A 25,222-nucleotide genomic window follows, 5' to 3' on the forward strand; every position below is an offset into this window, starting at 1 on the left:
TCCTGGAGGGGATTCGACAATGCGCACCATGGTGGCCCGTACCCTGATTTCCGGTTCGATGCTCGGCGTTGCGCTGGCAGTCGCCGCGTGCGGCGGCGGTTCGCAGACCGGACAGGCCGCGGCGGTGCAGAGTTCGCTCTCCGCCGCGCCGACCGCTTCGTCGGTGGCAGCACCGAGTTCCTCGGCCACGCCCTCGCCGTCCACTCAGGCGCAGGCCCCGACGCACGCGAGCAAGCCCAAGCCGCACCCGACCCCGGCCACGCAGCAGCCCAGCGACCGCCTGCCGGGCAAGGGCGAACTCGGCAACGGCGCGGACTGCGGGCCGATCGACGGCCCCGGCGGCAAGGTCGACGTGGTGACCGAGGCGATGCCGGCCGGAACCGTCGGCTGCACCGAGGCGATCGACGTGATGTCCGACTACCTCGCCCAGGCCCCGACCAAGGCACAGGGCACCGGCCGCTTCCTCGACGTCGACGGCTGGAACTGCGGCTACGACGGCGGAAACGGCGGCAGCAAGCAGATTTTCTGCGGCAGCAAGGGTCTTTCGTTCCACGGCAAGGCCGTCTGAGCGAGGTCCGTTTCTCTCGCGCCCCGGGTACGAAAGGGTAGAAGCGGACGCGACGGGTGTCCGGGCGAGGCCCGCTGCTGGCACGGTCGATCTCGTCCGGCGGCGCGGTTGCCCCGCGCGCCGGGCTCACCTTCAAGGCAGCACTGGGAGAAAGGTTCCACAGCGATCATGCCTTCACTCGTCAAGAGACTCGCGATCGGCGGCGCCGCGGCGCTCGCGCTGGCAGTCACCGTTCCGGCCGGTCAGGCGTTCGCCACCGACCGGGTCGCCTGCAACGGCCGCACCGACTTCGTCCAGCTGCGCCTCGCGGGCGGAAACCCGTGGGACGGCAGCGATGTCGCCTGCTTCGCCAATTCCGGCGCGGTGTACGTGGATCTGGGCGGCGTCGCCCGGGTCGACTCCGGCAACAACTCGGTCACCCTGTACTGGGACGGTGGCCAGGCCAGTCTCGGCCACTGGCAGGGCGCCGACCTGAACTTCGTGCACGTGCGGCAGGTCGTCATCCACTGACGGATTTCTCGCGACGGCCCGGCTTCCCTGCGGAAACCGGGCCGTTTCGCTGACATTCGCCGCCACACTGCCGTCCCGGGTGTCACCGATTAGGGTGATCTTGGCCGATCGGCGGCTGCATCCGGGAGGACGGTGTTCATGCGGTTCACGCGCAAGATGGTTGCCGCGGCGTCGATTCTCTCGCTGGGCGTGCTGGTCTCGGCGTGCGACGGGAGCGCTGACCCGGCCGGTGCCGTCTCCTCCCCGCCGTCGGTCCCGCTCACGGTCACGTCCGCGCAGTCGAGCGCTCCGGCCGCGTCCCCGGGCAAGACCTCCAGCCCCGGCAAGTCCGCGAGCAGCGGTCCGGACACCGGCGAAACGGTCGGCCCGCCGGTCGACTGCGGCCCGATCGACGCACCGAATGGCAAGGTGGGCCTGATCGCCACCGAGACCAAGGCGGGTCGTCCTGGCTGCACTGAAGCGATCGACGTGATCACCCAGTATTTCCAGGACGCGCCCAAGAAAGCCGAGGGCACCGCGCACGTGCTGAACGTGAGCGGCTGGCGGTGCATGGCCGACACCGGCGCGCAGGGCAGCGGGCGGATCGGCTGCGACAAGGACGGCCTGGTCTTCTATACCCAGCCGTAAGCGCACTCTCGCCGGGTCCCCTCGGGAACCCGGCGAGAGAAAAGCGCTTGCTACGCGGGGGTTTCTGCGGGTTCTTCGACCTTCTCGACATTCGGGTCCACGCCGCGCCGCCGCAGCGACAGCAGGCCGCCCACGATGAGCGTGATCAGCACGCCGGCGAAGGTGTACCAGTAGGTCGCCAGCGGCACGAGCGTCTTCGTCGCCGCGCCGAAGTGGATGTGCACCTCGGTCGTCGCCTTGTCGAATTTCACGAACAGGATCAGGAACGCCATCCCGACCACCGAGCAGGCGAACGCGATCACCGCGTCGGACTGGCGGGCCTTGCGCACCAGCAGCCCGAGGAAGAACGAGCCGAGCAGCGCGCCGTAGGTGTAGCCGACGATCCCGAGGCCCTGCTGGATCACCGGGTCCTTCGAGTTCGTGAACATCGAGGCGAACACGGCGAACACCGCCGCCCAGATGAGTGTCCACATGCGACCGTGCCGGAGCAGCTTCGCGTCCTCGATCGACTTGTGCGTGAACCGCTGGTAGAGGTCGGCGATGGTGGAGGTGGACAGCGCGTTGAGCGCGGACGCGAGCGCGCCCATGGTCGAGGCGAGGATGCCGGCGATCAGCAGCCCGGCCAGGCCGACCGGCAGGTCGTTGACGATGAAGTTGGAGAACACGTCGTCGCCGGACATCTTCCCGGCCGCGACCGCGGTGGCCGTCGAGCCGGTCTTGCCGCCGGTGTAGACCCACAGCATCGCGCCGACGAGCAGGAACAGCGCGAACTGGATGAACACCACGATGGACGAGCCGATCAGCGCGCGCTGGCCGTCGCGCAGATTCCGGCACGACAGCAGCCGCCCGACGATCAGCTGGTCCGCGCCGTGCGAAGCCATCGACAGGAACGCGCCGCCGACCACCGCGCAGAGGAACGCGTACGGGTTGGTGAGCAGGTTCGACGCGAAGTCGGTGAGCTGGAACCGGCCCTGGCTCGAAGCGATCTGCGTCCAGCCGGACGGCAGCTTCGTGGACAGGAAGATCACCGCGCCGATCGCGCCGAGGATGTAGAGCGACCACTGGATGACGTCGACCCAGATCACCGACTTGATGCCGCCGACGAACGCGTAGATCACGGTGAGCAAGGTCAGCAGGACGACGATGTGCCAGTACTCGGTGTGGATGCCGTAGTGGCCGAGGATCGCCTTGATCGGGATCGCCCCGGCGAACAGCCGCAGCCCCTCGGCGAGCAGCCGGGTCACCACGAAGGTGACCGACGCGGTGCCTTGAAGGCCGCGCCCGAAGCGGCGGCCGAGGAATTCGTACGCGCTCACGTAGTTGCCGCGGAAATAGCGCGGCAGGAGCACGAACGCGGCGATCACGCGGCCGATGATGTAGCCGAAAGCCACTTCCAGGAACAGGAAGGCGCTGCCGAACACGAGCCCGGGCGTGGAGATCACGGTGAGCGTGGACGTCTCGGTGGCCACCACCGAGAGCGTGACCGCCCACCACGGCATGCTGCGCTCGCCGACGAAGTAGTCGTTCGCGGACTTCTGTCTGCGCCCGATCAGCACGCCGATGACCGGCATCGCCGCGAGGTACACGATGACGATCACCAGATCGACTGGATTCATGGGGTTCTCCTACCGTGATTGCCCGGATTCCGCGACCCGGAGCCGGGTCGCGGCGCCCCCCAGCGGGGCGGGGAGATTCAGGGGAGCCGCACCCGGCGTCAGCGCGCCGAGCAGGCGGGGACCGCTCGCGCCGGTGGCCGAGGGCAGCGTCGCCGGGACGCCGCACCAGCTCAGCCAGCCGAGCAACGCGGTCAGATAAGCCTCTTTGCCGGAGCCGGGGAGGCCGAGGTCGTCGCTGGTGCGGAGCGCGCCGTCGGGCAGGAGCCGGGCGAGCGCGGCCATCGTGGCGGGGTTCGCGACGCCGCCGCCGGACGCGACGACGGTCGCGACGCCGTGCCGCCGGCATTCCGCGGCGACCGTCGCGGCGGTCAGTTCGGTGAGCGTGGCCAGCAGATCCTCCGGGGACAACGGCGGCAGTCCGGACAGGGCCGCGTCAAGGTATCCACCGTGGAAGTGCTCCTTGCCAGTGGATTTCGGGGGAGCGGCGGCGAAATAGGGGTCGGCCAGCAGCCGGTCGAGCAGGTCTTCCCGGACTGAACCGGCGAGCGCGAGCCGTCCGTCGATGTCGGCGGACAGCTTGCCGTCGCTGACGTGCGCGGCGGCGAGATCGAGCAACGCGTTGGCCGGGCCGGTGTCGTACGCGAGCACCTTGTCGGACTGCGTGACAACGGTGATGTTCGCGATTCCGCCGAGGTTGAGCGCGGCCACCGGACGTCCGGTTTCTTCGGCGAGGCCGCGCAGCCACATCGCGTCGAGCGTGCTCGCCAGCGGCGCGCCCTGGCCGCCCGCGGTGATGTCGCGGATGCGGAGGTCGGCGATCACCGGCACTCCGGTGCGTTCGGCGATCCACGCCGGCTGGCCGAGCTGGAACGTGCCGAGGGCGACGCCGTTTTCGACCCAGTGGTAGACGGTCTGGCCGAGCGAGGCGATCACGTCCACCGGTCCGTACGCGGCGATCCCGCGCGCCGCCGCGTCCGCGAACGCCTGGCCGACCCGGGTGTCGAGGACGGTCAGCTGCCGCGCGCTGCTCGGCCGCGGCGGGAGCGCGTCGAGGAGATCTGTGCGGAGGCCGGGGGGATAAGGCACGTCGAGCTCGCCGAGCGGGGTGAGGACGACTGTCCCGTTGTCGTCGCGGATTTCGGCGACCGCGACGTCGATCCCGTCCACGGACGTGCCCGACAGCAGCCCGAGGACGCGGAAACAGTGGCCGGCGGGGGTGGTCATCCGATGTGGTCTAGTCAACGCCGAAGGGGTGGCGCAAGACGCTTCGTGGAGTCTTGGCCGAATCGGAACCGTTCGCGTTACTCGTTGGCCTCCAGGTGGGGTGTCCCGTGGCTTGTGCACGCGGATGACAGGATGGTGGCGTGTCGAGCACCTGGTTCTGGATCGTTGTCGTCGCCGTCGTCGTCCTGGTCGCCGTTCTGGTGTCCGGGCTGCTCATCGCGCGCAAGCGGCGGATCAGCATGGCCGAGCGGCGCGAGGTCGAGGAGAAGCCGAAGGGCGGCGGGTATGCCGCGAGCGGCGGGATCTCCTTCGCTTCCGGCGGGACGGCCGTCGAGGCCAAACCCGAGCCTTCGCCGGAGCCTGCTCCTTCGCCGGAGCCGGTGGTCGAGCACCCGGTGGAGGACCGCCCGGAGGTCGACGGCCAGCCCGCGGTCGGCGACGACGCCGCGGTCCCGCGAGACTCCGACCAGCGCACGGTGCGCGACGTCAAGCTCCCCGAGCCGGTCGAAGAAGAGGCCCCCGAGGCCGTCGTGCCGGGAACGGTCGAGCCGATCGAGGAGATCGAGTCTCCGGCCGGTCGCCTCGAGCGCCTGCGCGGCCGTCTGGCGAAGTCCCGCTCGGTGTTCGGGCAGAGCCTGCTGGGCCTCCTCGGCGGCGGTGACTTGGACGAAGACTCCTGGCAGGACGTAGAGGACACGCTGCTGCTGGCAGACCTCGGTGCCGCCACGACGACCCAGATCGTGGACCGCCTGCGCGACGAACTGAACCGCCGCGCGGTGCGCACGTCGGACGAGGCGCGCGAACTGCTGCACGAGGTGCTGACCGCGGCGCTGTCGACGGACGCCGAGCGAGCGGTCCGCGCGCTGCCGCACGAGGTAGACGGCAAGAAGCAGCCCGCGGTGGTCCTCGTGGCCGGCGTGAACGGCACCGGCAAGACCACGACGACCGGCAAACTCGCGCGAGTCCTGGTGGCCCAAGGCGGAACCGTCGTCCTCGGCGCGGCCGACACCTTCCGCGCCGCAGCCGCCGACCAGCTCCAGACGTGGGGCGAACGGGTTGGCGCGTCCGTCGTCCGAGGCAAGGAAGGCGCAGACCCGGCGGCGGTCGCGTTCGACGCGGTCAAGCAGGGCATCAGCGAGGGCGTGGACACGGTCCTGATCGACACCGCGGGCCGCCTGCACACGAAGACCGGCCTGATGGACGAACTCGGCAAGGTGAAGCGGGTCGTCGAGAAGCAGGCGCGGGTGGACGAGGTGCTGCTCGTACTGGACGCCACGACCGGACAGAACGGCCTCGCGCAGGCGCGGGTGTTCGGCGAGGTCATCGACGTGACGGGGATCGTCCTGACGAAGCTCGACGGCACCGCGAAGGGCGGGATCGTGTTCCAGGTCCAGCGAGAGCTGGGGGTGCCGGTGAAGCTGGTCGGATTGGGTGAAGGACCGGACGACTTGGCACCGTTCGAGCCTGGTGCGTTCGTGGACGCTTTGCTGGGCTGATTCCCCTGGCCGGGTGAATAAGGGTTAAAGCGGACATCTCTCGCAGCGCGGCCTGCCACGGTAGGCGCAGGCACAGCTGTGAGGGGTGGAATGAGCGTCGCGCTGATCTTGGTGATCGTCATCGGCGGGACGTTGCTCATGGCCGGGGCGCTCGTCTGGTTCCTGGTCTGGAACAGCCGTTCTTTCAAGCGCGACCAGGAACAGGCCATGGCCCGGCTGCGGGAGGAGATCCAGCGGCGCGGGTGGCGGTACGAGGAGCGCAACGACGCCTACTGCGCCTATTTCGACGAGGGCGATCGCTACATCGAGCGGAACGCGGTGGAGCAGGTGATGAACCCGCTCGGCCCGTACTTGAACCGGCGGGAAATCTACGAGGCTCGCCAGATCGTCACCGGGACTCATCGCGGCAGGCCGTTCCTCGCCGGGACTTTCCGGGCGCGTACGCCGTTGCAAGGCGAGAACTACACGCTGGGCGTGATCTGGGTGCGAGGCCCGGGAACCGGCCCTGCCTTGCAGATCAGCCGGGTCGCCGAGTTGTCCAGCCGGGTCAACGCGCACCTCGGGCAGGGCGACGTGCAGACCGGCGACGCCGAGTTCGACCTTCGGTACGAAGTGCGCAGCGGGAGCGCTGATTTCGCCCGCGCCGTGCTGAATCCGGTCGTCACGGCGTTCCTCAAAACCGATCCGCGCAAGTTTCGAGGGTTCACGCTGGTGGGCGGGAAGCTCGACTTCTTCGACCAGGTCAGCGATCACCGGGATCCGCGGTTTCTGCTGCCCGCCCTCGACCTGCGCTGCGACCTTCTCGACCGCATCCCGAATTCCGTCTGGCACTAGGAGAAAACCCATGTACCGCCCGATTTTTCTCGCCGCCTGTGCGCTCGTCCTCACCGGTTGTTCCGTGAGCGTGGGCGTGGGCGGGGACAAGCAGGTCTCGAAGGAGAACTTCGAAAAAGGCATCTCCGACGCGCTGCAGCAGTCCATCGGCAAGCGGCCGGACACCGTCGCCTGCCCGGGGCCGATCAAGGCCGTCGAGGGGGAGTCGATGCGCTGCGTCCTCACCGCCGGTGGACAGAAAGTCGGGCTCACGGCCAAAATCAGTGCGGTGAACGGCACCGATGTGAAGTACAACGTCCAGGTCGATCAGAAACCGATGAATTGACCCGCGTCACGCTCCGCCTGCTCGGCGAAGCAGACCGAACCAGGGTCCACGAGATCCTCTCCACGCCCGAAGTAGCGCAGTGGTGGGGCGAAGCCGACGAGGAAACCGACGGCCTGCTCTCGAAAGAGGGCGACCAACACGCCTACGCCATCGAGTACGAAGGCCAGACCGTCGGCGTGATCCAGAGCTGGGAAGAGCTCGATCACCGCTACCGGCACGCCGGAATCGATCTTGCCGTGCACCCGGACCACTACGGGCTCGGGCTCGGCGCGGAGGCGATCCGGATCCTCGCCCAGCGGCTGTTCGACCAGGGCCACCACCGGCTCACCATCGATCCGGCGGCGGCCAACGTCCGCGCGATTCACGTGTACGAGAAGCTCGGTTTCCGGCGAGTCGGGATCCTCCGCGATTACGAGCAGGGACCCGACGGGACCTGGCACGACGGGCTGTTGCTGGACCTCCTCAAGGGCGAACTCAGGTAACCGGCAGCTGCTGCGAAAGCCGGTCCGCGATCTTCTGCACCACTGGCGCGATGTGGCTCACCGCGTCCGCCGTCAGGCGTCCCGACGGGCCGGAGACCGACACCGCCGCGGGCACCGGTGCGCCGGGGATCGCGACGGCGATGCAGCGCACCCCGAGCTCCTGTTCCGCCTCGTCCAGCGCGTAACCCTGTCCGGCGATCTTCTTCAGCTCCACCGCCAGCGCGTCCGCGTCCGTGAACGTGTGCTCGGTGTACGCGGGCATGCCGGTGCGTTCCAGCAGCGACGTGACCTCGTCGGCGGGCAGTTCCGCCAGCATCGCCTTGCCCACGCCGGTGCCGTGCGGCAGCAAACGCCGGCCGACCTCGGTGAACATGCGCATCGAGTGCTTCGAGGGCACCTGTGCGACATACACCACCTCGTCGCGTTCCAGCACCGCCAGGTTCGCCGTTTCGCCGACCTCCTCGACCAGCTCCACCAGCAGCGGCCGCGCCCACGCGCCGAACTGCATGCTCGCGTTCTCGCCCAGCCGGATCAGCCGGGCGCCGAGCGCGTAGTGCCGGTTGGTGTTCTGCCGGACGTAGCCCAGCGACACCAGCGTGCGGATCAGCCGGTGGATCGTCGGCATCGGCAGCCCGGACAGGGTCGCCAGCTCCGACAGACTGGCCTCGCCGCCGGTGTCCGCCAGGTGCTCCAGCAGCTCGAACGCGCGCTGCAGGGACTGGACGCCGCCGTCTCGTCCGCTCTTCTCAGCCGCCACCAGTGGTCCTCCTCACAGACCCGATTGATGTTCCGCTATGCAGAAACTATAGTCCGTCAGGTAAAAACCGTAGGGACGTTATCCAAAGCACTACTCGGGGTGTTGCGCATGTCTGAGGTCCAGGTTCTCGGCGGGTCCGTCGAGCGTGGGGACGAGATTCTGACGCCGGAAGCCCTCGCTTTCGTAGCGGGCTTGCACGACGAGTACGCCGCGCGGCGCGACGAACTCCTCGTCGCGCGGGGCAAGCGGCGCGAGGAGGCCCGCACCACCGGCCGCCTCGATTTCCTCGCCGAGACCAAGCAGGTCCGCGAGAGCGACTGGCAGGTGGCCGGCGCCCCGGCCGCGCTGCGCGACCGCCGCGTGGAGATCACCGGTCCGACCGATCGCAAGATGACCATCAACGCCCTCAACTCCGGCGCCAAGGTGTGGCTCGCCGACTTCGAGGACGCCAACACGCCGCACTGGGCGAACGTCGTGGGCGGCCAGGTCAACCTGTCCGACGCGATCCGCGGCACGATCACGCTCGACCAGAACGGCAAGCACTACGAGCTGAAGCCGGACGTCGAGCACGCCACCATCGTGGTCCGCCCGCGCGGCTGGCACCTCGACGAGCGGAACCTGACCTTCGGCGGCCGCAAGGGCGTCGGCGCGCTGGTCGACTTCGGCCTGTACTTCTTCCACAACGCGCAAGAGCTGCTCAACCGCGGCAAGGGCCCGTACTTCTACCTGCCGAAGATGGAAAGCCACCTCGAAGCGCGGCTGTGGAACGACGTGTTCACGCACGCGGAGAAGGCGCTCGGCATCCCGCACGGCACCGTCCGCGCGACCGTGCTGATCGAGACCATCCCGGCCGCGTTCGAGATGGAAGAGATCCTCTACGAACTGCGCGAGCACGCCTCGGGCCTCAACGCGGGGCGCTGGGACTACCTGTTCAGCGTCATCAAGTACTTCCGCGACGCGGGCGAGAAGTTCGTGCTGCCGGACCGCAACTCGGTCACCATGACCGCGCCGTTCATGCGCGCCTACACCGAGCTGCTGGTGCGCACCTGCCACAAGCGCGGCGCGTTCGCGATCGGCGGCATGGCCGCGTTCATCCCGAGCAAGGACCCGGAAGCCAACAAGGGCGCCTTCGACAAGGTGCACGCCGACAAGTCGCGGGAGGCCGGGGACGGCTTCGACGGTTCGTGGGTCGCGCACCCGGGCATGGTCGCACTCTGCAAGGAAGAGTTCGACAAGGTCCTCGGCGACAACCCGAACCAGCTCGAGCGCACCCGCGACGAGGTGAGCGTGACCGCCGACCAGCTGCTGGACGTCGCCTCGACGCCGGGCAGCGCCACCGCGGCCGGTCTGCGCGCGGCGGTCGACGTCGGCATCCGCTACCTGGCCTCGTGGCTGGGCGGCAACGGCGCGGCGGCGATCCACAACCTGATGGAGGACGCCGCCACTGCCGAGATTTCGCGGTCGCAGGTGTGGCAGTGGGTCAAGAACGGCACGCAGCTGGACAACGGCGAGACGGTCACCGCGGAGCTGGTGCGCGGCGTCGTGGCCGACGTCCGGGGCGAGCTGTCGGCCGAGGTCTCCGACGATCTGCTGAAGCCCGCGGTCGAGCTGTTCGAGCAGGTCGCGCTGGCCGACGAGTTCCCGGACTTCCTGACCCTGCCGGCGTACGAGTACATCCAGTAATGGGCGGCGGACGGCTCGCCGAGGACGTCTACACCGCCGCCGACGCGCGGTTGGCCGAGGCCGACGCGCGCGTGGCGGCGCGGTATCCCGGCGAGTCTCCGGGCCGTCGTCCGGTGCACACGGTGTACGTGCCGGCGTCGCAGTACCGCACGCGCCTGGTCGCCGATTGGGGCAAACAGGCGATGCGGGTCTTCGTCGAACACGGCGACCTGCTGAACCTCGACCCGGCGGTGGCCGAGCGCGTCCGCGAGAAGCTCCTCACCGAGCCGATCGAGGACCTTCGCATCGACTTCGAGGACGGCTACGGCCATCCCGGCGACGAAGCGGAGGACGCGGCCGCGGAAGCCGCCGGGCGGACGCTCGCGACCACCGGCGGTACTCCGTTCGTCGGAATCCGGTTCAAGAGCTTCGAAGCCGCGACGCGACGACGGGGCATCCGGACGCTCGATTTGTTCCTGTCCGGCTTGCTGTCCGAGGGATCGCTGCCGGACGGATTCGTGGTGACGCTGCCGAAGGTCACCGCGGTCGAGCAGGTCGCAGTCGCCGCGGAAGTGTTGGGGCGACTGGAAACCGCGTACGGACTGGCGGACCGCGCGCTGCGCTTCGAGGTGCAGATCGAGACCGCGCAGTCGATCCTTTCGACCGATGGCACGGTCGCGGTGGCGCAGATCATCCAGGCCGCGGACGGCCGGTGCTCCGGGCTGCATTACGGGACCTACGACTACAGCGCGGGTCTCGGCATCAGCGCGGCGTACCAGAGCATGGCGCACCCCGCGGCCGACTTCGCGAAGCAGTTGATGCAGGTCGCGGCTGCCGGAACGGGCGTGCGGCTGTCCGACGGTTCGACCAACCGGCTCCCGGTGGGCGACGACCTGCCGGGCGCGTGGGCCGAGCACCTGCGCCTGGTGCGGCGGTCGCTGGAGAACGGCTTCTACCAGGGCTGGGACCTGCATCCGCACCAGTTGCCGACCCGGTACGCGGCGACGTACGCCTTCTACCGCGAGGGCGCCCCGGCGGCGGCCAAGCGGTTGCAGGACTACGCGTCGAAGACGGCCGGGGGAGTGCTGGACGAACCCGCGACGGCGGAGGCGTTGGCCCGGTATCTGCTCGGCGGTTACAACTGCGGCGCGCTGGCGGAGTCGGAGCTGTCGTTCGAACCGGCGCGGCTGGACGCGTACGCGCGGCGGCAAGCCTGAACGATCGCGAGTGCCTGCGCTACTCGGCGCAGGCACTCGCGATCGCCGCGGTGTCCCAGTAAAACGGCCGCACCTCGGCGATCCGCCCGTCCTCGATCCGGAGCGCCTGCAGGATCGGGAACTCCAGCTCCCGTCCGGTCGCCCGCGCCCGGGCCCGGACCTGGGTGAGCACCACCGACGTCGCGCCCAGGGCGAGGAACTCCTGCTCGCCGATCTCGAACGACTTCCAGATCCGGCTCATCTCGAGGAAGAACTTCTCCAGCCCGGTGTGGCCGTGCCAGTCGCCGCCGAACGGCAGTCCGCCGGCCTGGTGCAGTACGACATCCTCGGCGAAATACGGGGCCAGCGGAGCAAAAGAGGCCGAACCGGGGCCGCCCGCGGCGAAATACTCGGCTTCGGCTCGGTACATGCCGTTGAGCACGGCAGCGGGATCAGTCACGGCCGCCAGCCTGGCCGGGCTCCGACGGCTCCGCTGGCGGCAATCGGACTTCACGGTCTCCGCACGTTTTGTCGTACGCGCTCGGTAGACTTCAACCCGGTCTTTTGAGGGCGGGAAAGGAAACACGAAAGCCATGGCTGAGGAAACCGGGACGGTCGAGACGCTGGAGTTCCAGTCCGAGGCGCGCCAGCTGCTGCAGCTGATGATCCACTCGATCTATTCGAACAAGGACATCTTCCTGCGCGAGCTGGTCTCCAACGCCTCCGACGCGCTGGACAAGCTGCGGCTGGAGACGTATCGCGACAAGGACCTGCGGGCCGAGACCGACAACCTGCACATCGAGATCCTTCTCGACTCCGACGCGCGCACCCTCACCGTGCGCGACAACGGCATCGGCATGAGCCGGGACGACGTCGTCAACCTGATCGGCACCATCGCGAAATCCGGCACCGCCGACTTCCTGCGCAAGCTGAAGGAGTCGAAAGAGTCCGCCGGCCAGGACCTGATCGGGCAGTTCGGTGTCGGCTTCTACTCCAGCTTCATGGTCGCGGACAAGGTCACCCTGGTGACCCGGCGCGCGGGCTCCGACGAGGGCGTCCGCTGGGAGTCCACCGGCGAGGGCACCTACACGATCGAATCCCTCTCCGACGCCCCGCAGGGCACCTCGGTCACGCTGCACCTCAAGCCCGCCGACGACGAGGACCACCTCTACGACTACACGTCGCCGTGGAAGGTGCGCGAGATCGTCAAGCGCTACTCGGACTTCATCACCTGGCCGGTGCAGATGGCCAAAGAAACGAAGGAAGACGAAGAGGGCGGTCTCGAGACCGTCAACTCGATGAAGGCGCTCTGGGCGCGTTCGAAGGACGAGGTCTCCGACGAGGAGTACCACGAGTTCTACAAGCACATCAGCCACGACTGGACCGATCCGCTCGAGACGGTCCGGATGCAGGCCGAGGGCACCTTCGAGTACCAGGCGCTGCTGTTCCTGCCCTCGCGCGCGCCGGTGGATCTGTTCATGCGGGACGCGAAGCGCGGCGTGCAGCTGTACGTCAAGCGCGTGTTCATCATGGACGACTGCGAAGCGCTGATGCCGAACTACCTGCGCTTCGTGAAGGGCGTCGTCGACGCGGCGGATCTGTCGCTGAACGTGTCGCGCGAAATCCTGCAGCAGGACCGGCAGATCCGCGCGATCCGGCGGCGGCTGGAGAAAAAGATCCTCTCGACGGTCAAGACGATGATGACCGAGGAGGCCGAGAAGTACGCGACGTTCTGGCAGGAGTTCGGCCGCGCGGTCAAGGAAGGCCTGATCGACGACCCGGAGAACCGGGAGCAGATCCTCGAGATCTCGTCGTTCGACTCGACCAACCACGCGGACAAGCCGACCTCGCTGCGCGACTACGTGTCGCGGATGAAGGACGGCCAGGAGCACATCTACTACCTGACCGGCGATTCGCGCACCGTCATCGAGAACTCGCCGCACCTGGAAGCGTTCCGCGCCAAGGGGTACGAGGTGCTCATCCTCACCGACCCGGTGGACGAGATGTGGACCGAGTCGGCGAGCGGCTTCGACGGCAAGACGTTCCAGTCGGTGGCGAAGGGCGAGGTCGACCTCGGCGACGAGACATCCGAGGAGAAGAAGGCCGAGTATGAGGACCTGCTGAAGTGGATGTCGGCGACGCTGACCGACACCGTCAAGGAGGTCCGGCTGTCCTCGCGGCTCACGACGTCGCCGTCCTGCATCGTCGGCGACGCGGGCGATCTGACGCCGACGCTGGAGAAGATGTACCGCGCGATGGGGCAGGAACTGCCGCCGGTGAAGCGGGTCCTGGAGCTGAACCCGGAGCACGCGCTGGTGACCGGCCTGCGCAAGGCGTTCGCCGAGCACCCGGAGGACACGTCGCTGGCCGAGACGGCGGAGCTGCTGCACGGCATGGCGCTGCTCGCCGAGGGCGGGGAGCTGAAGGACCCGAGCCGGTTCCTGAACCTGGTGGCGGATCGCGCGGCCAAGGCGTTGTGACGGGATTCGTGAGTGGCTGCACCGGTTTCGGGGTAGCCACTCACGAACCCTTCCGGAGGTGAGTGTCGCATGAGGACAGTCGTCGAGAACGCCGCGGTCGCGACGGTCAGCGGTCCCGAGTACCGCGACGGACACGTCGTGATCGAGGACGATCGCATCGCGGCCGTCGGCGACGGAGCGTTTACCGGCGAGGCCGACGAACGCGTCGACGCCGCCGGCTGCCTCGTCACGCCGGGCCTCGTGAACACGCACCATCATCTTTACCAATGGGCCACCCGGGGCCTCGCCGCCGACCACACGCTGTTCGAGTGGCTGGTCGCGCTGTATCCGGTGTGGGCCAAGCTGGACGCGGAGATCACGCACGCCGCGGGCTCCGCCGGAATGGCGCGGCTCGCCCTGACCGGCTGCACCACGGTCGCCGATCACCACTACGTTTTCCCGCGCGACGGCGGCGATCAGGTAGCCGCGCTCGCCGCCGCGCGGGAGCGGATCGGCCTGCGGCTGCACCTGGTCCGCGGCTCGATGGACCGCGGCGAATCGGACGGCGGGCTGCCGCCGGACAGCCTGGTCGAGACCGCCGAAGCCGCCCTCCTCGGCACCGAAGCCGCGATCGACCGCTACCACGACGCCTCGCCGGGCGCGCACCTGCAGATCGCGGCGGGCCCGTGCTCGCCGTTCAGCGTCACCGAGCGGCTGATGGCCGAGTCGGCCGAACTGGCCCGCCGCAAGGGCGTCCGGCTGCACACGCATCTGGCCGAAACCCAGGACGAGGAACAGCAATGCCTCGCCGAAACCGGTCTCACCCCCGCTGAATACGCGGACAAACTGGGCTGGCTGGCACCGGACGTCTGGCTCGCGCACACCGTCCACCTCGCGCCGGACGCGATCCGCCGTTTCGGCGCGACGTCAACCGGTTCCGCGCATTGCCCGACCTCGAACGGCCGTCTGGGCACCGGAATCGCTCCCGTGCGGGACTTGCTCGACGCCGGTGCTCCGGTCGGATTGGGCGTTGACGGCGCGGCTTCGAGCGAATCCGGCGGCTTGGCGGAGGAATTGCATCAGGCGTTGCTGCAGGCCCGGCAACGCGGCGGGCCGACGGGGCTGACCACGCGAGAAGCGTTATGGCTCGGCACGATGGGCGGCGCGCGCTGCCTCGGCCGGGAGCGCGAGATGGGCTCGGTGGAGGTCGGGAAGCTCGCGGATCTGGCGGTGTGGGATCTGAACGGCCTGAACTATGCGGGGATCGACGATCCGGTCGCGGCGTTGGTGTTGGCCGCGACGCCGCCGCTGCGGAAGCTTTTCGTGGGCGGGAAAGCGGTGGTGGACCGCGGACAGCTCAGGACGGCTGACGAGTCGGCGATCGCGGCAGAACTGGCGAAGGCGAGCGCTCGGCTGCGCGAAGACCGGTAGGCCGCCCTCCCGGGCGACCCACCGGTTCCAGCGTCAGGCTGGTGCCACGGTCCACAGCGCGGTCGGCGCGTGGCAGATCCGCACCCCGACGGCTTCAGGGCTGCCGCCGCTGTTGTTCAGGCAGAGCCCGGTCTGCACGTTCTTGACGTACTTGTTCGTGGTGGACGAGGTCGTCCAGTCAGTGGTGTTGGACGAGCAGGTCGTGGTGAACACGGCCGTTCTGCTCGCGGCGAGGCAGGCGTTGGTCTCCAGGTTCCGGAACTTGCCCGGGGCGAAGTTGGTCCACACCTGGTTCCGCCCCTCGTTGCACTTGAGCGTGTAGACATCCCCCTTGGTGTTGCTGTCCAGGCAGACGCTGGTTCCCGCGCGCTGGATGTAGAAGTTCGCGATGGCGGTGACGGATTGTTCCCCCGCGGTGGCGGTTCCGGACAAGGCGGCAGTCAGCATTGCCGCGGCCGCGCCGGCTCCGGCGAGCCGCAGCATTCCCCTCGATGACATGTCAGTCCTTTCGCAGTCGATGACCGGACGGGAGAGACGCTGTCGGGCGGCGTCCCCAAGTCGTCCCCGTCCCGTCATCTGGCTTACTGCGGCCGTCTGACCAGCACTGTTCCCGCCTCAGCCAGCGGCGCCCGCACCGCTTGCACCGGATCGGTCGCGCTCGGCTTGCGCGCCGCGTCCGAGATCCGCAGCAGCAGCGCGACCAGGATGTAGTTCGCGAGCAGCGACGAGCCGCCCTTCGACAGGAACGGCGCGGTGATCCCGGTTTCCGGGATCAGCTTCGTCACCCCGCCCACGACCACGAAAATCTGCATCACCACGGTGAACGCGAGCCCGCCGCCGAGGAGTTTGCCGAAGCTGTCGCGGACGGCCAGCGCGTGCCGCATCCCGCGCAGCGCGATCAGCAGGTACAGCATCAGCACCGCGGCCAGTCCGAGAAAGCCCAGCTCCTCGCCGATGCTGGCGGTGATGAAGTCGGTGTTCGCCTCCGGCACGATGTCCGGCCTGCCCGCGCCGAGGCCGGTTCCGCCCATGCCGCCGGTGCCGAGGCCGAACAATCCTTGCGCGACCTGGTACCCGCCGCCGGCCTGGTCGTAGGTGGCGAGCGGGTCCATCCAGTTCGCGACCCGCTGCCGCACGTGGTTGAACAGGAAGTACGCCAGCACGCACCCGCCGGCGAACACCGTCAGCCCGGCGTACACCCAGATCACCCGCTCGGTCGCGAGGTAGATCATCACCAGCACGATCCCGAAGAACAGCAGCGAGGCGCCGAGTTCCTTCTCGAACGCCAGCACCGCCACACAGCCGAGCGCGGCGAGGATGATCGGCCCGAGGTCGCGCGCCCGCGGCAGTTCGACGCCGAGCACCTTCCGCCCGGCCACGCGGAACAGCTCCCGTTTCGCCACCAGGGTGGTCGCGGCGAAGACGATCAGCAGCAGCTTCGCGAATTCGCCCGGCTGGAGCGACAGCGGACCGATCCTGATCCACACCTTCGCGCCGCCCGCTTCCGACAGCGACGCCGGCAGCAGCGCGGGCAGCAGCACCGCGACGATCCCGGCCAGCCCGGCGAGATAGCCGTACCGGGTCAGCACGCGGTGGTCGCGCACGAACCCGAGCACGGCCAGGAACAGCACCAGCGCCACGACCGTCCAGAGCACCTGCTGTCCGGCGACGGCCGAGTACACCTTGCCGCGCTGCACCGCCTGTTCGGCGAGCCCGAGGTCGATCCGGTGGATCACCACCAGGCCAAGGCCGTTCAGCAGCACGGTGCACGGCAGGATCAGCGGGTCCGCGTACGGGGCCCAGCGCCGCACCGCGAGGTGCGCCACCGCCGCGACCGCGGTGAACGACGCGCCGTAGCCGACGATCGAGAAGGTGATCTGCCCCAAGGCGTTCGCGTCCACGAGCAGGAACGCGAACCAGACGATCGCCACCGCGAGCAGAAGCAGCCGCAATTCCGTACCGCGCGCGGCAGGCATGAATTTCCCGTCTTTAGCAAGCAGTGAACGGCCGCGAGGGTAGTCACGATTTCTGGCAGGACGCTGAGAATGCGCGGCAATTCGGTCGGACTGTCCGAAAGTGACGAGCGCGCGGCCAGGATATGCTGCGGTAAAGCGGACGGGCGAGCGGAGAACCAGCAGTGGCGACAGAACTGACCCCGGTGCCGATCCAGGCTCCGGCGCCAGCCCCGTCGGCGACAGGAACGAAACTCGCGCTCGGCGCGGCGGTGGCCGCGGTGCTGGCCGCGGCCGCGTTCCTGGTGGTGCTGCACGTCGACCGCTACTGGGGGCCGATCGACCCGGTCAGCGCGATGCTCAGCGACTACGCCTGGACTCCCGGCTGGTGGATGTGGGCGGCGGCGATGCTGCTGACGTCGGCCGGTTCGGTGGTGGTGGCGCTGGTCCTGCGCCGCCGGGGGCTGCTGCGCGGGCCGCTGACGGTCGTCGCGGTGGTCGCCTGGTGCGCCGGGCTCGCGGCGGTGGCGTTGTTCACGAAGGACCCGCAGGGAAATGCGGTGACCTGGGTCGGCAAAGTGCATCTGGGCGCGACCGGGATCAGTTGTGTGAGTTTGCCGTTAGCCGGCTGGCTGCTCGGCTGGGCGCACCGGAATTCGCCGCAATGGCGGGGTTACGCGCGCTGGTCGCGCATTTTGGCGCTGACCGCCGTGCCGTTCTTTCTGCCGTTTCTCATTCCGTTCGCGGCTAATGTCGCATTCGGGCAGCATCTGCCGACTGTCGCCACCGGGCTCGTGGAACGGCTGATGGCGGTGCTGGAACTGGTCGAACTGCTCGTGCTGGCCGGATGGGCGTGGCGCGCGGCGGAATGATCAGGTGGCGTCGGGATCGACCGGCGGCCGCTCGTTCGCCCGCAACGGAACCGCCACCGGAGCGGGCGGGGGCGCCGGGCTGGCGGCCGGGGGAGTGTCGTCGAGCAAATACCTCGTCACGGCGGCCCGGGGATTGCCGATCCGCAGAGACTGCAGTTCCTGCAACGGTTTCCGCAGCTCCTGGTACTCCGGGCCGAGCTCGGATTCCAGCTGGGCCTTGGTGCCCGCGGCGAACCCGCGGGCCCGTTTCACGGTCTGCGCGACCCAGCGCGCGGCCTCGGGCAGCCGTTCCGGGCCGAGGATGAACAACCCGGCGAGCAACAGAATCACGATGTGGTCGATGCTGAGACCGAACACCGGCCACCTCCCGCGGACCCGGATGTTGACTCCAGCTTAGCCGTCCCCGGTGCGGCGTTTCCCGTCGTCACCCAGTTCGGTCAGCAGCCGTCGCGCTACGTCGACCACCGCCGCGCCCGCGACCGCCATCGGTTCAGTCGTGCGCATGGAGCGGCACAACACGAACGCGCCCTCCAGGCTGGTCACCAAGGCGAGCGTGAGCGTGCGGGCGTGCTCCTCGGGAAGGCCGAAGGCGGAGAAACCCTTGGTTCCCGCTTTGGTCCACGCTTCGAACACGTCCGCGGTGGCCTTGCGCAGGGGTTCGTTCGTGGTCGCCACTTCGAGCGCGACGGTCGCGATCGGGCAGCCCTCGACGTAATCGGTGTCGAGCAGTGTGGTGACTGCTCCCGCGAAGAAGGATTCGAGGCCGGTGATCAGATCCGGCGCTGGGGCGATGAAGACCTCGAACAGCTGCGCGTATTGCATCCCCGAGGTGCGTACCACTTCTTCGCCCAGCTGCTCCTTGCCGCCGGGGAAGAAGTGGTACACCGACCCGAAGGGCGCGCCGGCCTTCTCGACAATCTGCTTCATGCCGGTGCCTGCGTACCCGCCTTGCCGGAACAGCTCCGCCCCGGCGGCGAGGATGCGGTCCTTGGTGCCTGTCACGCCACCGAGGATAGCTCCTTGACAGTAGAGCGTTCTATCAAGCGCGGCCGGAGCACCAGGTTGAGCACCACCGCGGTCACGCAGCCCGCGCTGATCCCGGAGTTGAGCACGACCTGCAGCGCCGCCGGGAACCCGGAGTAGAAGTCCGGCATCACGATCGGGATCAGGCCGACGCCGAGCGACGCGGCGACGATCGCGACGTTGATCGGATGCTCGAACGACGCCTTCGCGAGCGTCCGGATGCCGCTCACCGCGACGCTGCCGAACAGCACCAGCCCGGCCCCGCCGAGCACCGGCTGCGGCACCAGCGCGACGATCCCGCCGGTCATCGGGAACACGCCCAGCAGCACGAGCACCACGCCGCTGGCCGCGACCACGTACCGGCTCACCATGCGGGTGAGCGACACGAGCCCGATGTTCTGCGCGAACGCCGTGCAGGCGAACCCGCCGAAGATCGTGCCGACGGCGGTGGAAAGCCCGTCCGCGCGCAGGCCGTCGGCCAGTACCCGGCTGGTGGTCGGCCGGTCCACGATCTCGCCGAGCGCCAGCAGGTCGGCGGTGCTTTCCGCCATCACCACGAGCATCACGATGAGCATCGAGACGATCGCCGCGACGTCGAACGTCGGCGTGCCGAAGTGGAACGGCGTCACGATGCCGAACACCGGGGCCTGCCGGAGCGTCGACGTGTCGACTTGGCCGAGCGGCCACGCCACGGCGGTGCCCGCCACCAGGCCGAGCAGCAGCGCGATCCGGCTCCAGAACCCGGTCAGGAACCGGGTGAAGACGAGCACCGCGACCAGCGTGATCCCGGCCAGCACGAGCCCGCTGGGCTTGGCCGACTTGTGCTGCGCGGCGATCCACTGCACGGCGACCGGCAGCAGGGAGATCCCGATGAGCGTGATGACCGTCCCCGTCACCACCGGCGGGAAAAACCGCGTCAGCTTGGAGAAAAACGGTGCGGCGAGCACTACGAACACGCCGCCGGCGAGCGTGGCGCCGTACACGACGCCCAACGCGTTGCCGTCGCGATGCTGTGCCGCGATGGACAGAATTGGCGCTACGGCGGCGAAGGTGACGCCGTTGACCAGCGGCAGTCTGGCGCCGAAGCGCCAGAAGCCGAGGGTCTGCAACAGGGTGGCCAGCCCCGCGGTGAACAGCGCCGCGCTGATCAACAGCGTGAGCTGGCCGGGGGAGAGGCCGACGGCCGCGCCGATGACGAGCGGTGGCGCCACCACTCCGGCGTACATGGCCGCGACGTGCTGGATTCCTCCGAGGATCAGTTGCGGCAACGGAGGCCGCACGTCCACGGGGTGCCGAGAAGGTCGTTCCTGTGTAACTGACATGCGCTCTCCCGGAGGGGACTCGGGGCTAGAGCACGGCGTCGGTCCAGGCCGGGCCGGGCTCTTCGGCTTCGTCGCGGACCACCGTGCCTTCGATGAGGCCGTACGGTCGGTCGGCGGCGTAGAACACCTCGTTGTGGTTCTCGAGGCCGAAGGGGCTTAGATCGACGAGGAAATGGTGCTTGTTGGGCAGAGAGAACCGGATCTCGGCTACTTCCGGCCGTGCCCGCAGCACGGCTTCGCCCATCGCGTACAGGGTCTGCTGCAGCGAAAGACTGTGCTTGGTGGCGAACGTCTCCAGGAGCGTCTGCCGGATCTCCCGATGGCTCTTGGCCCAGTCGATCCCGGTGAATCCCTCGTAACGCCAGCGCGCGGTGACGGCGGTGGCGAGAATGCGGTCGTCGGTTTCGACGAGCGTGGTGTATTCGTCTTTCGGGTAACCGTGGAATTCGGACCCGGTGGACTTGAGCACCACGAGACCGTCCACTCCGGACACGACCCAGGCGCGGTCGGCGTGCACGGTGACGGTGGTGGTGCGGCGTTCGCCGCCGGAGCTGCTGAACGAGTGGTCGTGCGGCGCGCCGTCCACCGTGATGCGGTCCCACTCCTGCTCTTCGACGGAGACCCGCGCGCCGGTGATCTTCTCCTGCGTGTCCACGAACCGCCTGCCGAGCCGGAGGGCGAAGTCTTCGATCTCGCCGACGTCCTGCTGCTTGGCGAAGGCGTACATCGTGTTCTTCTGCGTGTCGGTGGCCAGCACGGCGGAGTTGTCGCCGGTGAGGTGCGTGGCCGACAGGTCGCCGCGCAGTGCCGAGGACACCGTGAGGTCGCGCAGGTGGTGCACGCCGCCGGTGCGCCGGACGGTGACGAGGCGGACCTCCGCCTTGCCGTACTGGTTGGGGCCCAACGAGATTCCCATGTCAGCTCCCGCGATAGGTGGAATAGGCGAACGGGCTCAGCAACACCGGCACGTGGTGGTGCGACGTGCCGTCGACGATCCGGAAAGCGATCGTGACGTCGGGGAAGAACGCCTCCGGGCCGAGGTAGCTCCCGGTGTCGAAGATCAGCCGGTACACCCCGGGGGCGAGCGTGTCCGGGCCGAGGTCGCGGATGCGGCCGTCGTCGTCGGTCGCGCCTTCGGCGAGCAGCGAGCCGTCCTGGCGCTCGAAGCGCACGGCGATCCCGGCGGCGGGCTTCCCCGTGGCGGTGTCGAGGACGTGCGTCGTTACCAGGCTCATGCCGTCGCCTCCTTGACGAGTTTCACGCTGTCTGTCTGGGAGGCGACGGCATGAATATCCATGATTCGCTTGCAAGCGGCGCTCATGCTGTTACCGCTTTCGCCAGGCGCAGTTGCGCGATCTTGGCCAGCTCCGCGCCGGCGACGTCGAGTTCGGTGTCCGGGTCGTTGCCGAGCCGGGACCGCAGGTTCGCGAGCAGTTCCTCGCCGCTGCGGCCGCTGGCGCACACCAGGAACACATGGCCGAAACGTTCTTCGTACTCGGCGTTGGCGGCGGCGAATTCGTCCGCATTGTCCACTCCGGACTGCTCCGAACGCGACCAATCGGCGTCGCTGCCCTTGCTGGTGGGGCGTTCCCCGATTCTCGGGTGCGCGGCGATCGCGTCGCGGATCTCGTTGCGCCGCAACGGGGTCGCCCTGCCCGCGCTCTTGCTCAGCGCGGCGAAATCGGCGTACGGGCGGCCGTCGAGCACCGTGTCGACCCAACGCGGCACGGCCAGGCAGGCGGTGAGCGTCGGCCGGAGTTCGGCGGCGGATGCGGAGTTGAACTCGGCGAGTGCGAGCGGCAACGGAATCTCCTCCGGGGAGGTGGTGTTCCGCTGACCGTACGGCCGGGTCGAGCGTGCGTCAACACTTTGTTGAATCGCGGCTCGCGGCTCTTTCAGTCGGCTTCCCGGTTGAGGTAGTTGTAGACCGTGAACCGCGTGACGCCCAGTTCCTCAGCGACCGCCGAAACCGATTTCCGCAGGTTGAAGGCCCCTCGCTCGCGCAGCAGGCGCACCGCGCGCTGCTTTTCCGGGCGGTCGAGTTCGCGGAGTTTCGAACCGAGTTCGCGTTCCACGTCGGCGATCAATCGCGACAGCGCGCTGTTGAGTTCGACCGCCGGAACGGTGTCGGAATCGTCGGTCCGGCGCAGTTGCAGCGTCACCCGGGTGGCCCCGCCTTCGAGGGCGGCGCGGGCGATGGACGGCAAGGCGGCGAACAGTTCGTCGGCGGACCCGCGGGCCAGGGTGCCGAGCGGGCCGAAGTCGGTGTCGAGCCCGGCCGCGTCGGCGGCGTCGCGGGCGCGGACGGCGTGCTCCGGCGGCGCGCCCTCGCCGCGGAACGGCTCGCTGGTGAACTCGGCTTCCAACTCCACCCGGTGACCGTAACGTGGGAGGGACGGCGTTGACGAGCCGGGAAGGACGTGTCTAATCTCGGTGAGCGAAAGACTCTTTCCGTAACGTGGAACTGGAGGGTGCCGTCGATGGACCTCGTGGTGCGGGCCGCGCGTGCGGTGACCCCCGCCGGTCTCGGGCCGGCGACGATCGGTGTGCGGGACGGCCGGATCGCCGCGGTCGAACCCGGTGTCGTCGAGATGGCCGGTGCGCGGGTCGTTGACCTGGGCGAAGACGAGGTGCTGCTGCCCGGACTCGTGGACACCCACGTGCACGTCAACGACCCCGGCCGGGCCGAGTGGGAGGGCTTCGAGACCGCGACGCGCGCGGCGGCGGCCGGTGGCGTCACGACGATCGTGGACATGCCGCTCAACAGCCTGCCGCCGACGGTCGACGTGGCCGCGCTGGAGGTCAAGCGCAAGGCGGCGAGCGGCCGGGTGCACGTGGACGTCGGCTTCTGGGGCGGCGCGATTCCCGGCAACGAAGGCGATCTGCGCGGTCTGCACGACGAGGGCGTCTTCGGATTCAAATGCTTCCTGCTGCACTCCGGCGTCGACGAGTTTCCTCCGCTGGACGCCGCCGGTCTGGAATCCGCGCTGCGCGAGCTGAAGTCCTTCGACGCGCAGATGATCGTGCACGCGGAGGATTCCGAAGCGATCGACGCGGCTCCCGATCCGCACGGCGAGAAGTACCACGACTTCCTCGGTTCCCGCCCGCGCGGCGCGGAAAACCTGGCCATCACGCACGTGATCGAAGCGGCCCGGCGCACCGGCGCTCGCGCGCACGTCCTGCATCTGTCCTCTTCGGACGCTTTGCCGCTGATCGCCAGCGCGCGCCGTGAGGGTGTCGCGCTCTCGGTGGAAACTTGCCCGCACTACCTGTCTTTCGTCGCGGAGGAAATCCGGGACGGGGCAACGCAATTCAAGTGCTGCCCGCCGATTCGCGAGGCTGCGAACCGGGAATTGCTGTGGCAGGGTTTGGCCGACGGCACGATCGACACGATCGTCAGCGACCATTCACCGTGCACGCCGGAGCTGAAACGCTTTGACACCGGCGATTTCGGACTCGCCTGGGGCGGAATCTCCAGCCTGCAGCTCGGCCTGCCCGCGATCTGGACGCAGGCCCGCCAGCGCGGCTTCAGTCTCGTCGACGTGGTGCGGTGGATGGCCGAGCGTCCGGCCGCGCAGGTGGGGATGACGCGCAAGGGCAAGCTGGAAGTGGGCGGGGACGCCGATTTCTGCGTCTTCGCGCCTGATGAGGCCTTCGTCGTGGACGTCGCGAAGCTCGCGCACCGCAACCCGGTGAGCGCGTACGACCAGCGTCCGCTGGCCGGCGTCGTGCGCGGCACCTGGCTGCGCGGCGAGCCGGTGACCGGCGACGAGCCGAGGGGGACTTTGCTGACCCGGGGCAATTGCTGAAGAGATGGAGGAGCACGTGTCCGACCGTCCGGAGTGGACTACCCAGCCCGATCTGGCCTCGCGCCTGTTCGGGGGCACCGTGATGTGGGCAAGCGACGAACTGTTCGCCGAAAAGGAAAACCTGGTCAACCCGTGGCGGCCGGCGCACCGCGCCGAAACGTTCGGCCCGAAGGGCCAGGTGTACGACGGCTGGGAGACCCGGCGGCACCGCGAACCCGGCGACGACCACGCCCTGGTCCGCCTCGGCCTCGGCGGCGTGGTGTCCGGCGTGGTGGTGGACACGGCGTTCTTCAAGGGCAACTACCCGCCGTTCGTTTCCGTCGCGGCGACTTCCGTCCCCGGCTACCCGAGCGCGGCTGAACTGCAGGACGCCGATTGGGACGTCCTGGTCGACCACGAACCGGCGGTCGGCGACTCGGAGAACTACTACAAGGTGACGTCCCCGCGTCGCTACACCCACGTACGCCTCACCCAGCACCCCGACGGCGGTGTCGCGCGACTGCGAGTGCACGGTTCGCCGGTCCCCGACCCTTCGTTGCTGGACCCGCGCTCGCTGGACCTGGCGGCCTTGGAAAACGGCGCGGTCGTCACCGGATGCAGCGACATGTTCTATTCGTCGCCGAACAACATGCTGTCGCCGGGCCTCGCCGCACACCAGGCGGAAGGCTGGGAAACCGCCCGCCGCCGCGACGACGGCAACGACTGGGCAACGGTGCGGCTGGCGGGCGCGGGCTTGGTCCGGTTCGTGGAACTGGACACCAGCAACCTCAAGGGAAACGCGCCCGGCTGGGCCGCGGTGAGCGGCCGCGTGGACGAGGGCGAGTGGGTGGAGTTGTTGCCGCGCACCAGGTTGCAGCCCGACACCCGCCACCGCTTCGCCCTGGCTGACGACGGCCCCGAGGTAACCGAAGTCCGGCTGGACATCTATCCCGACGGCGGCCTCGCCCGGCTGCGCCTCTTCGGCGAACTGAGCAAACGCGGCCGCGAAGCCGTGACCGCGAGGTTCGCCGAGACGTCCGACTGAGTTTCGGTCCGTGAAGGGCCCCTTGAGGGAATC

27 protein-coding genes are annotated in these 25,222 nt (G+C 68.9%); 14 read left to right on the forward strand and 13 right to left on the reverse strand.

Features of this window, described 5'->3' with window-relative positions; translation table 11 throughout:
* Positions 1–28 precede the first annotated feature (28 nt).
* The 3 genes from ABD156_RS38515 (at position 29) to ABD156_RS38525 (ending at position 1,705) form a co-directional block, all read left to right on the forward strand.
* Positions 29–568 (forward strand): hypothetical protein, encoded by a 540-nt coding sequence (locus tag ABD156_RS38515; protein WP_344285963.1) that lies wholly within the window; start codon positions 29–31, stop codon positions 566–568.
* A gap of 168 nt (positions 569–736) precedes the next feature.
* Positions 737–1,078: a beta/gamma crystallin domain-containing protein gene (locus ABD156_RS38520; protein WP_344285964.1), complete on the forward strand. Its 342-nt coding sequence runs from the start codon at positions 737–739 to the stop codon at positions 1,076–1,078.
* A gap of 138 nt (positions 1,079–1,216) precedes the next feature.
* The gene (locus ABD156_RS38525) at positions 1,217–1,705 is read left to right on the forward strand and encodes a hypothetical protein (protein ID WP_344285965.1); all 489 of its coding nucleotides are present in this window, start codon (positions 1,217–1,219) and stop codon (positions 1,703–1,705) included.
* A 50-nt stretch (positions 1,706–1,755) separates the two neighbouring features.
* Here ABD156_RS38525 and ABD156_RS38530 read toward each other — a convergent pair whose 3' ends face one another.
* Both ABD156_RS38530 and ABD156_RS38535 read right to left on the reverse strand, forming a co-directional pair.
* Positions 1,756–3,321 (reverse strand): sodium:solute symporter, encoded by a 1,566-nt coding sequence (locus ABD156_RS38530; protein ID WP_344285966.1) that lies wholly within the window; start codon positions 3,319–3,321, stop codon positions 1,756–1,758.
* Between the two features lie 9 nt (positions 3,322–3,330).
* On the reverse strand, positions 3,331–4,545 hold the full coding sequence (locus ABD156_RS38535) for an anhydro-N-acetylmuramic acid kinase (RefSeq protein ID WP_344285967.1): 1,215 nt from the start codon (positions 4,543–4,545) through the stop codon (positions 3,331–3,333).
* Between the two features lie 140 nt (positions 4,546–4,685).
* On the opposite strand from ABD156_RS38535, the gene ftsY reads away from it, so the two are divergent.
* From ftsY to ABD156_RS38555, 4 genes are all read left to right on the forward strand, one after another.
* Positions 4,686–6,041 carry a signal recognition particle-docking protein FtsY gene (gene ftsY / locus ABD156_RS38540; protein WP_344285968.1) on the forward strand — a complete coding sequence of 452 codons (1,356 nt, stop codon included), beginning with the start codon at positions 4,686–4,688 and terminating at the stop codon, positions 6,039–6,041.
* 90 nt (positions 6,042–6,131) lie between these two features.
* Positions 6,132–6,875: a hypothetical protein gene (locus tag ABD156_RS38545; protein WP_344285969.1), complete on the forward strand. Its 744-nt coding sequence runs from the start codon at positions 6,132–6,134 to the stop codon at positions 6,873–6,875.
* A gap of 10 nt (positions 6,876–6,885) precedes the next feature.
* Entirely contained in the window at positions 6,886–7,200 is a 315-nt protein-coding gene (locus tag ABD156_RS38550) for a DUF4333 domain-containing protein (protein WP_344285970.1), read from the forward strand.
* The gene (locus ABD156_RS38555) at positions 7,197–7,682 is read left to right on the forward strand and encodes a GNAT family N-acetyltransferase (RefSeq protein WP_344285971.1); all 486 of its coding nucleotides are present in this window, start codon (positions 7,197–7,199) and stop codon (positions 7,680–7,682) included. The genes ABD156_RS38550 and ABD156_RS38555 overlap by 4 nt, the downstream gene beginning before the upstream one ends.
* On the opposite strand, the gene ABD156_RS38560 is transcribed toward ABD156_RS38555, so the two are convergent.
* Positions 7,675–8,439, reverse strand: coding sequence for an IclR family transcriptional regulator (locus ABD156_RS38560; RefSeq protein ID WP_344285972.1), 765 nt, complete (start codon positions 8,437–8,439; stop codon positions 7,675–7,677). The two genes, ABD156_RS38555 and ABD156_RS38560, sit on opposite strands and share 8 nt — an antisense overlap.
* A gap of 108 nt (positions 8,440–8,547) precedes the next feature.
* Between ABD156_RS38560 and aceB the strand changes: the two genes are divergently transcribed.
* Both aceB and ABD156_RS38570 read left to right on the forward strand, forming a co-directional pair.
* Entirely contained in the window at positions 8,548–10,122 is a 1,575-nt protein-coding gene (aceB, locus tag ABD156_RS38565; RefSeq protein WP_344285973.1) for a malate synthase A, read from the forward strand.
* The gene (locus tag ABD156_RS38570; protein ID WP_344285974.1) at positions 10,122–11,318 is read left to right on the forward strand and encodes a DUF6986 family protein; all 1,197 of its coding nucleotides are present in this window, start codon (positions 10,122–10,124) and stop codon (positions 11,316–11,318) included. Before aceB ends, ABD156_RS38570 begins: the two co-directional genes overlap by 1 nt.
* Positions 11,319–11,337: 19 nt before the next feature.
* Here the strand turns inward: ABD156_RS38570 and ABD156_RS38575 are convergent, their stop codons facing one another.
* Positions 11,338–11,757: a nuclear transport factor 2 family protein gene (locus ABD156_RS38575; protein ID WP_344285975.1), complete on the reverse strand. Its 420-nt coding sequence runs from the start codon at positions 11,755–11,757 to the stop codon at positions 11,338–11,340.
* 133 nt (positions 11,758–11,890) lie between these two features.
* Here ABD156_RS38575 and htpG point away from each other — a divergent pair, with 133 nt between their 5' ends.
* Positions 11,891–13,777, forward strand: coding sequence for a molecular chaperone HtpG (gene htpG, locus ABD156_RS38580; protein WP_344285976.1), 1,887 nt, complete (start codon positions 11,891–11,893; stop codon positions 13,775–13,777).
* Positions 13,778–13,846: 69 nt separating this feature from the next.
* Positions 13,847–15,187: an 8-oxoguanine deaminase gene (locus tag ABD156_RS38585; RefSeq protein WP_344285977.1), complete on the forward strand. Its 1,341-nt coding sequence runs from the start codon at positions 13,847–13,849 to the stop codon at positions 15,185–15,187.
* 33 nt (positions 15,188–15,220) lie between these two features.
* Here ABD156_RS38585 and ABD156_RS38590 read toward each other — a convergent pair whose 3' ends face one another.
* Together ABD156_RS38590 and ABD156_RS38595 are read right to left on the reverse strand one after the other, a co-directional pair.
* Positions 15,221–15,685: an RICIN domain-containing protein gene (locus ABD156_RS38590; protein ID WP_344285978.1), complete on the reverse strand. Its 465-nt coding sequence runs from the start codon at positions 15,683–15,685 to the stop codon at positions 15,221–15,223.
* A gap of 83 nt (positions 15,686–15,768) precedes the next feature.
* Positions 15,769–17,163, reverse strand: coding sequence for an FtsW/RodA/SpoVE family cell cycle protein (locus tag ABD156_RS38595; protein ID WP_344285979.1), 1,395 nt, complete (start codon positions 17,161–17,163; stop codon positions 15,769–15,771).
* Between the two features lie 161 nt (positions 17,164–17,324).
* Between ABD156_RS38595 and ABD156_RS38600 the strand changes: the two genes are divergently transcribed.
* Complete coding sequence (locus ABD156_RS38600) at positions 17,325–18,011, forward strand: DUF998 domain-containing protein (RefSeq protein ID WP_344285980.1); 687 nt, start codon at positions 17,325–17,327, stop codon at positions 18,009–18,011.
* On the opposite strand, the gene tatB is transcribed toward ABD156_RS38600, so the two are convergent.
* The 7 genes from tatB to ABD156_RS38635 form a co-directional block, all read right to left on the reverse strand.
* Entirely contained in the window at positions 18,012–18,368 is a 357-nt protein-coding gene (gene tatB / locus ABD156_RS38605) for a Sec-independent protein translocase protein TatB (protein WP_344285981.1), read from the reverse strand.
* A 36-nt stretch (positions 18,369–18,404) separates the two neighbouring features.
* Positions 18,405–19,013, reverse strand: a complete 609-nt coding sequence (locus ABD156_RS38610; protein WP_344285982.1) for a TetR/AcrR family transcriptional regulator — start codon at positions 19,011–19,013, stop codon at positions 18,405–18,407.
* The gene (locus tag ABD156_RS38615; protein ID WP_344285983.1) at positions 19,010–20,356 is read right to left on the reverse strand and encodes a nucleobase:cation symporter-2 family protein; all 1,347 of its coding nucleotides are present in this window, start codon (positions 20,354–20,356) and stop codon (positions 19,010–19,012) included. Before ABD156_RS38615 ends, ABD156_RS38610 begins: the two co-directional genes overlap by 4 nt.
* A gap of 25 nt (positions 20,357–20,381) precedes the next feature.
* The gene (gene pucL / locus ABD156_RS38620) at positions 20,382–21,272 is read right to left on the reverse strand and encodes a factor-independent urate hydroxylase (RefSeq protein WP_344285984.1); all 891 of its coding nucleotides are present in this window, start codon (positions 21,270–21,272) and stop codon (positions 20,382–20,384) included.
* Between the two features lies 1 nt (position 21,273).
* Positions 21,274–21,591 carry a hydroxyisourate hydrolase gene (gene uraH / locus ABD156_RS38625; protein WP_116204020.1) on the reverse strand — a complete coding sequence of 106 codons (318 nt, stop codon included), beginning with the start codon at positions 21,589–21,591 and terminating at the stop codon, positions 21,274–21,276.
* Positions 21,592–21,673: 82 nt separating this feature from the next.
* Entirely contained in the window at positions 21,674–22,159 is a 486-nt protein-coding gene (uraD, locus tag ABD156_RS38630; protein WP_344285985.1) for a 2-oxo-4-hydroxy-4-carboxy-5-ureidoimidazoline decarboxylase, read from the reverse strand.
* Between the two features lie 92 nt (positions 22,160–22,251).
* Positions 22,252–22,728: a helix-turn-helix domain-containing protein gene (locus ABD156_RS38635; RefSeq protein ID WP_344285986.1), complete on the reverse strand. Its 477-nt coding sequence runs from the start codon at positions 22,726–22,728 to the stop codon at positions 22,252–22,254.
* A 108-nt stretch (positions 22,729–22,836) separates the two neighbouring features.
* Here ABD156_RS38635 and allB point away from each other — a divergent pair, with 108 nt between their 5' ends.
* Positions 22,837–24,165, forward strand: a complete 1,329-nt coding sequence (gene allB / locus ABD156_RS38640; RefSeq protein ID WP_344285987.1) for an allantoinase AllB — start codon at positions 22,837–22,839, stop codon at positions 24,163–24,165.
* A gap of 4 nt (positions 24,166–24,169) precedes the next feature.
* Complete coding sequence (gene alc, locus ABD156_RS38645) at positions 24,170–25,189, forward strand: allantoicase (protein WP_344285988.1); 1,020 nt, start codon at positions 24,170–24,172, stop codon at positions 25,187–25,189.
* The last annotated feature ends 33 nt before the right edge of the window (positions 25,190–25,222 follow it).

The organism is Amycolatopsis albidoflavus (genome assembly GCF_039525725.1).
GTDB lineage: Bacteria > Actinomycetota > Actinomycetes > Mycobacteriales > Pseudonocardiaceae > Amycolatopsis > Amycolatopsis albidoflava.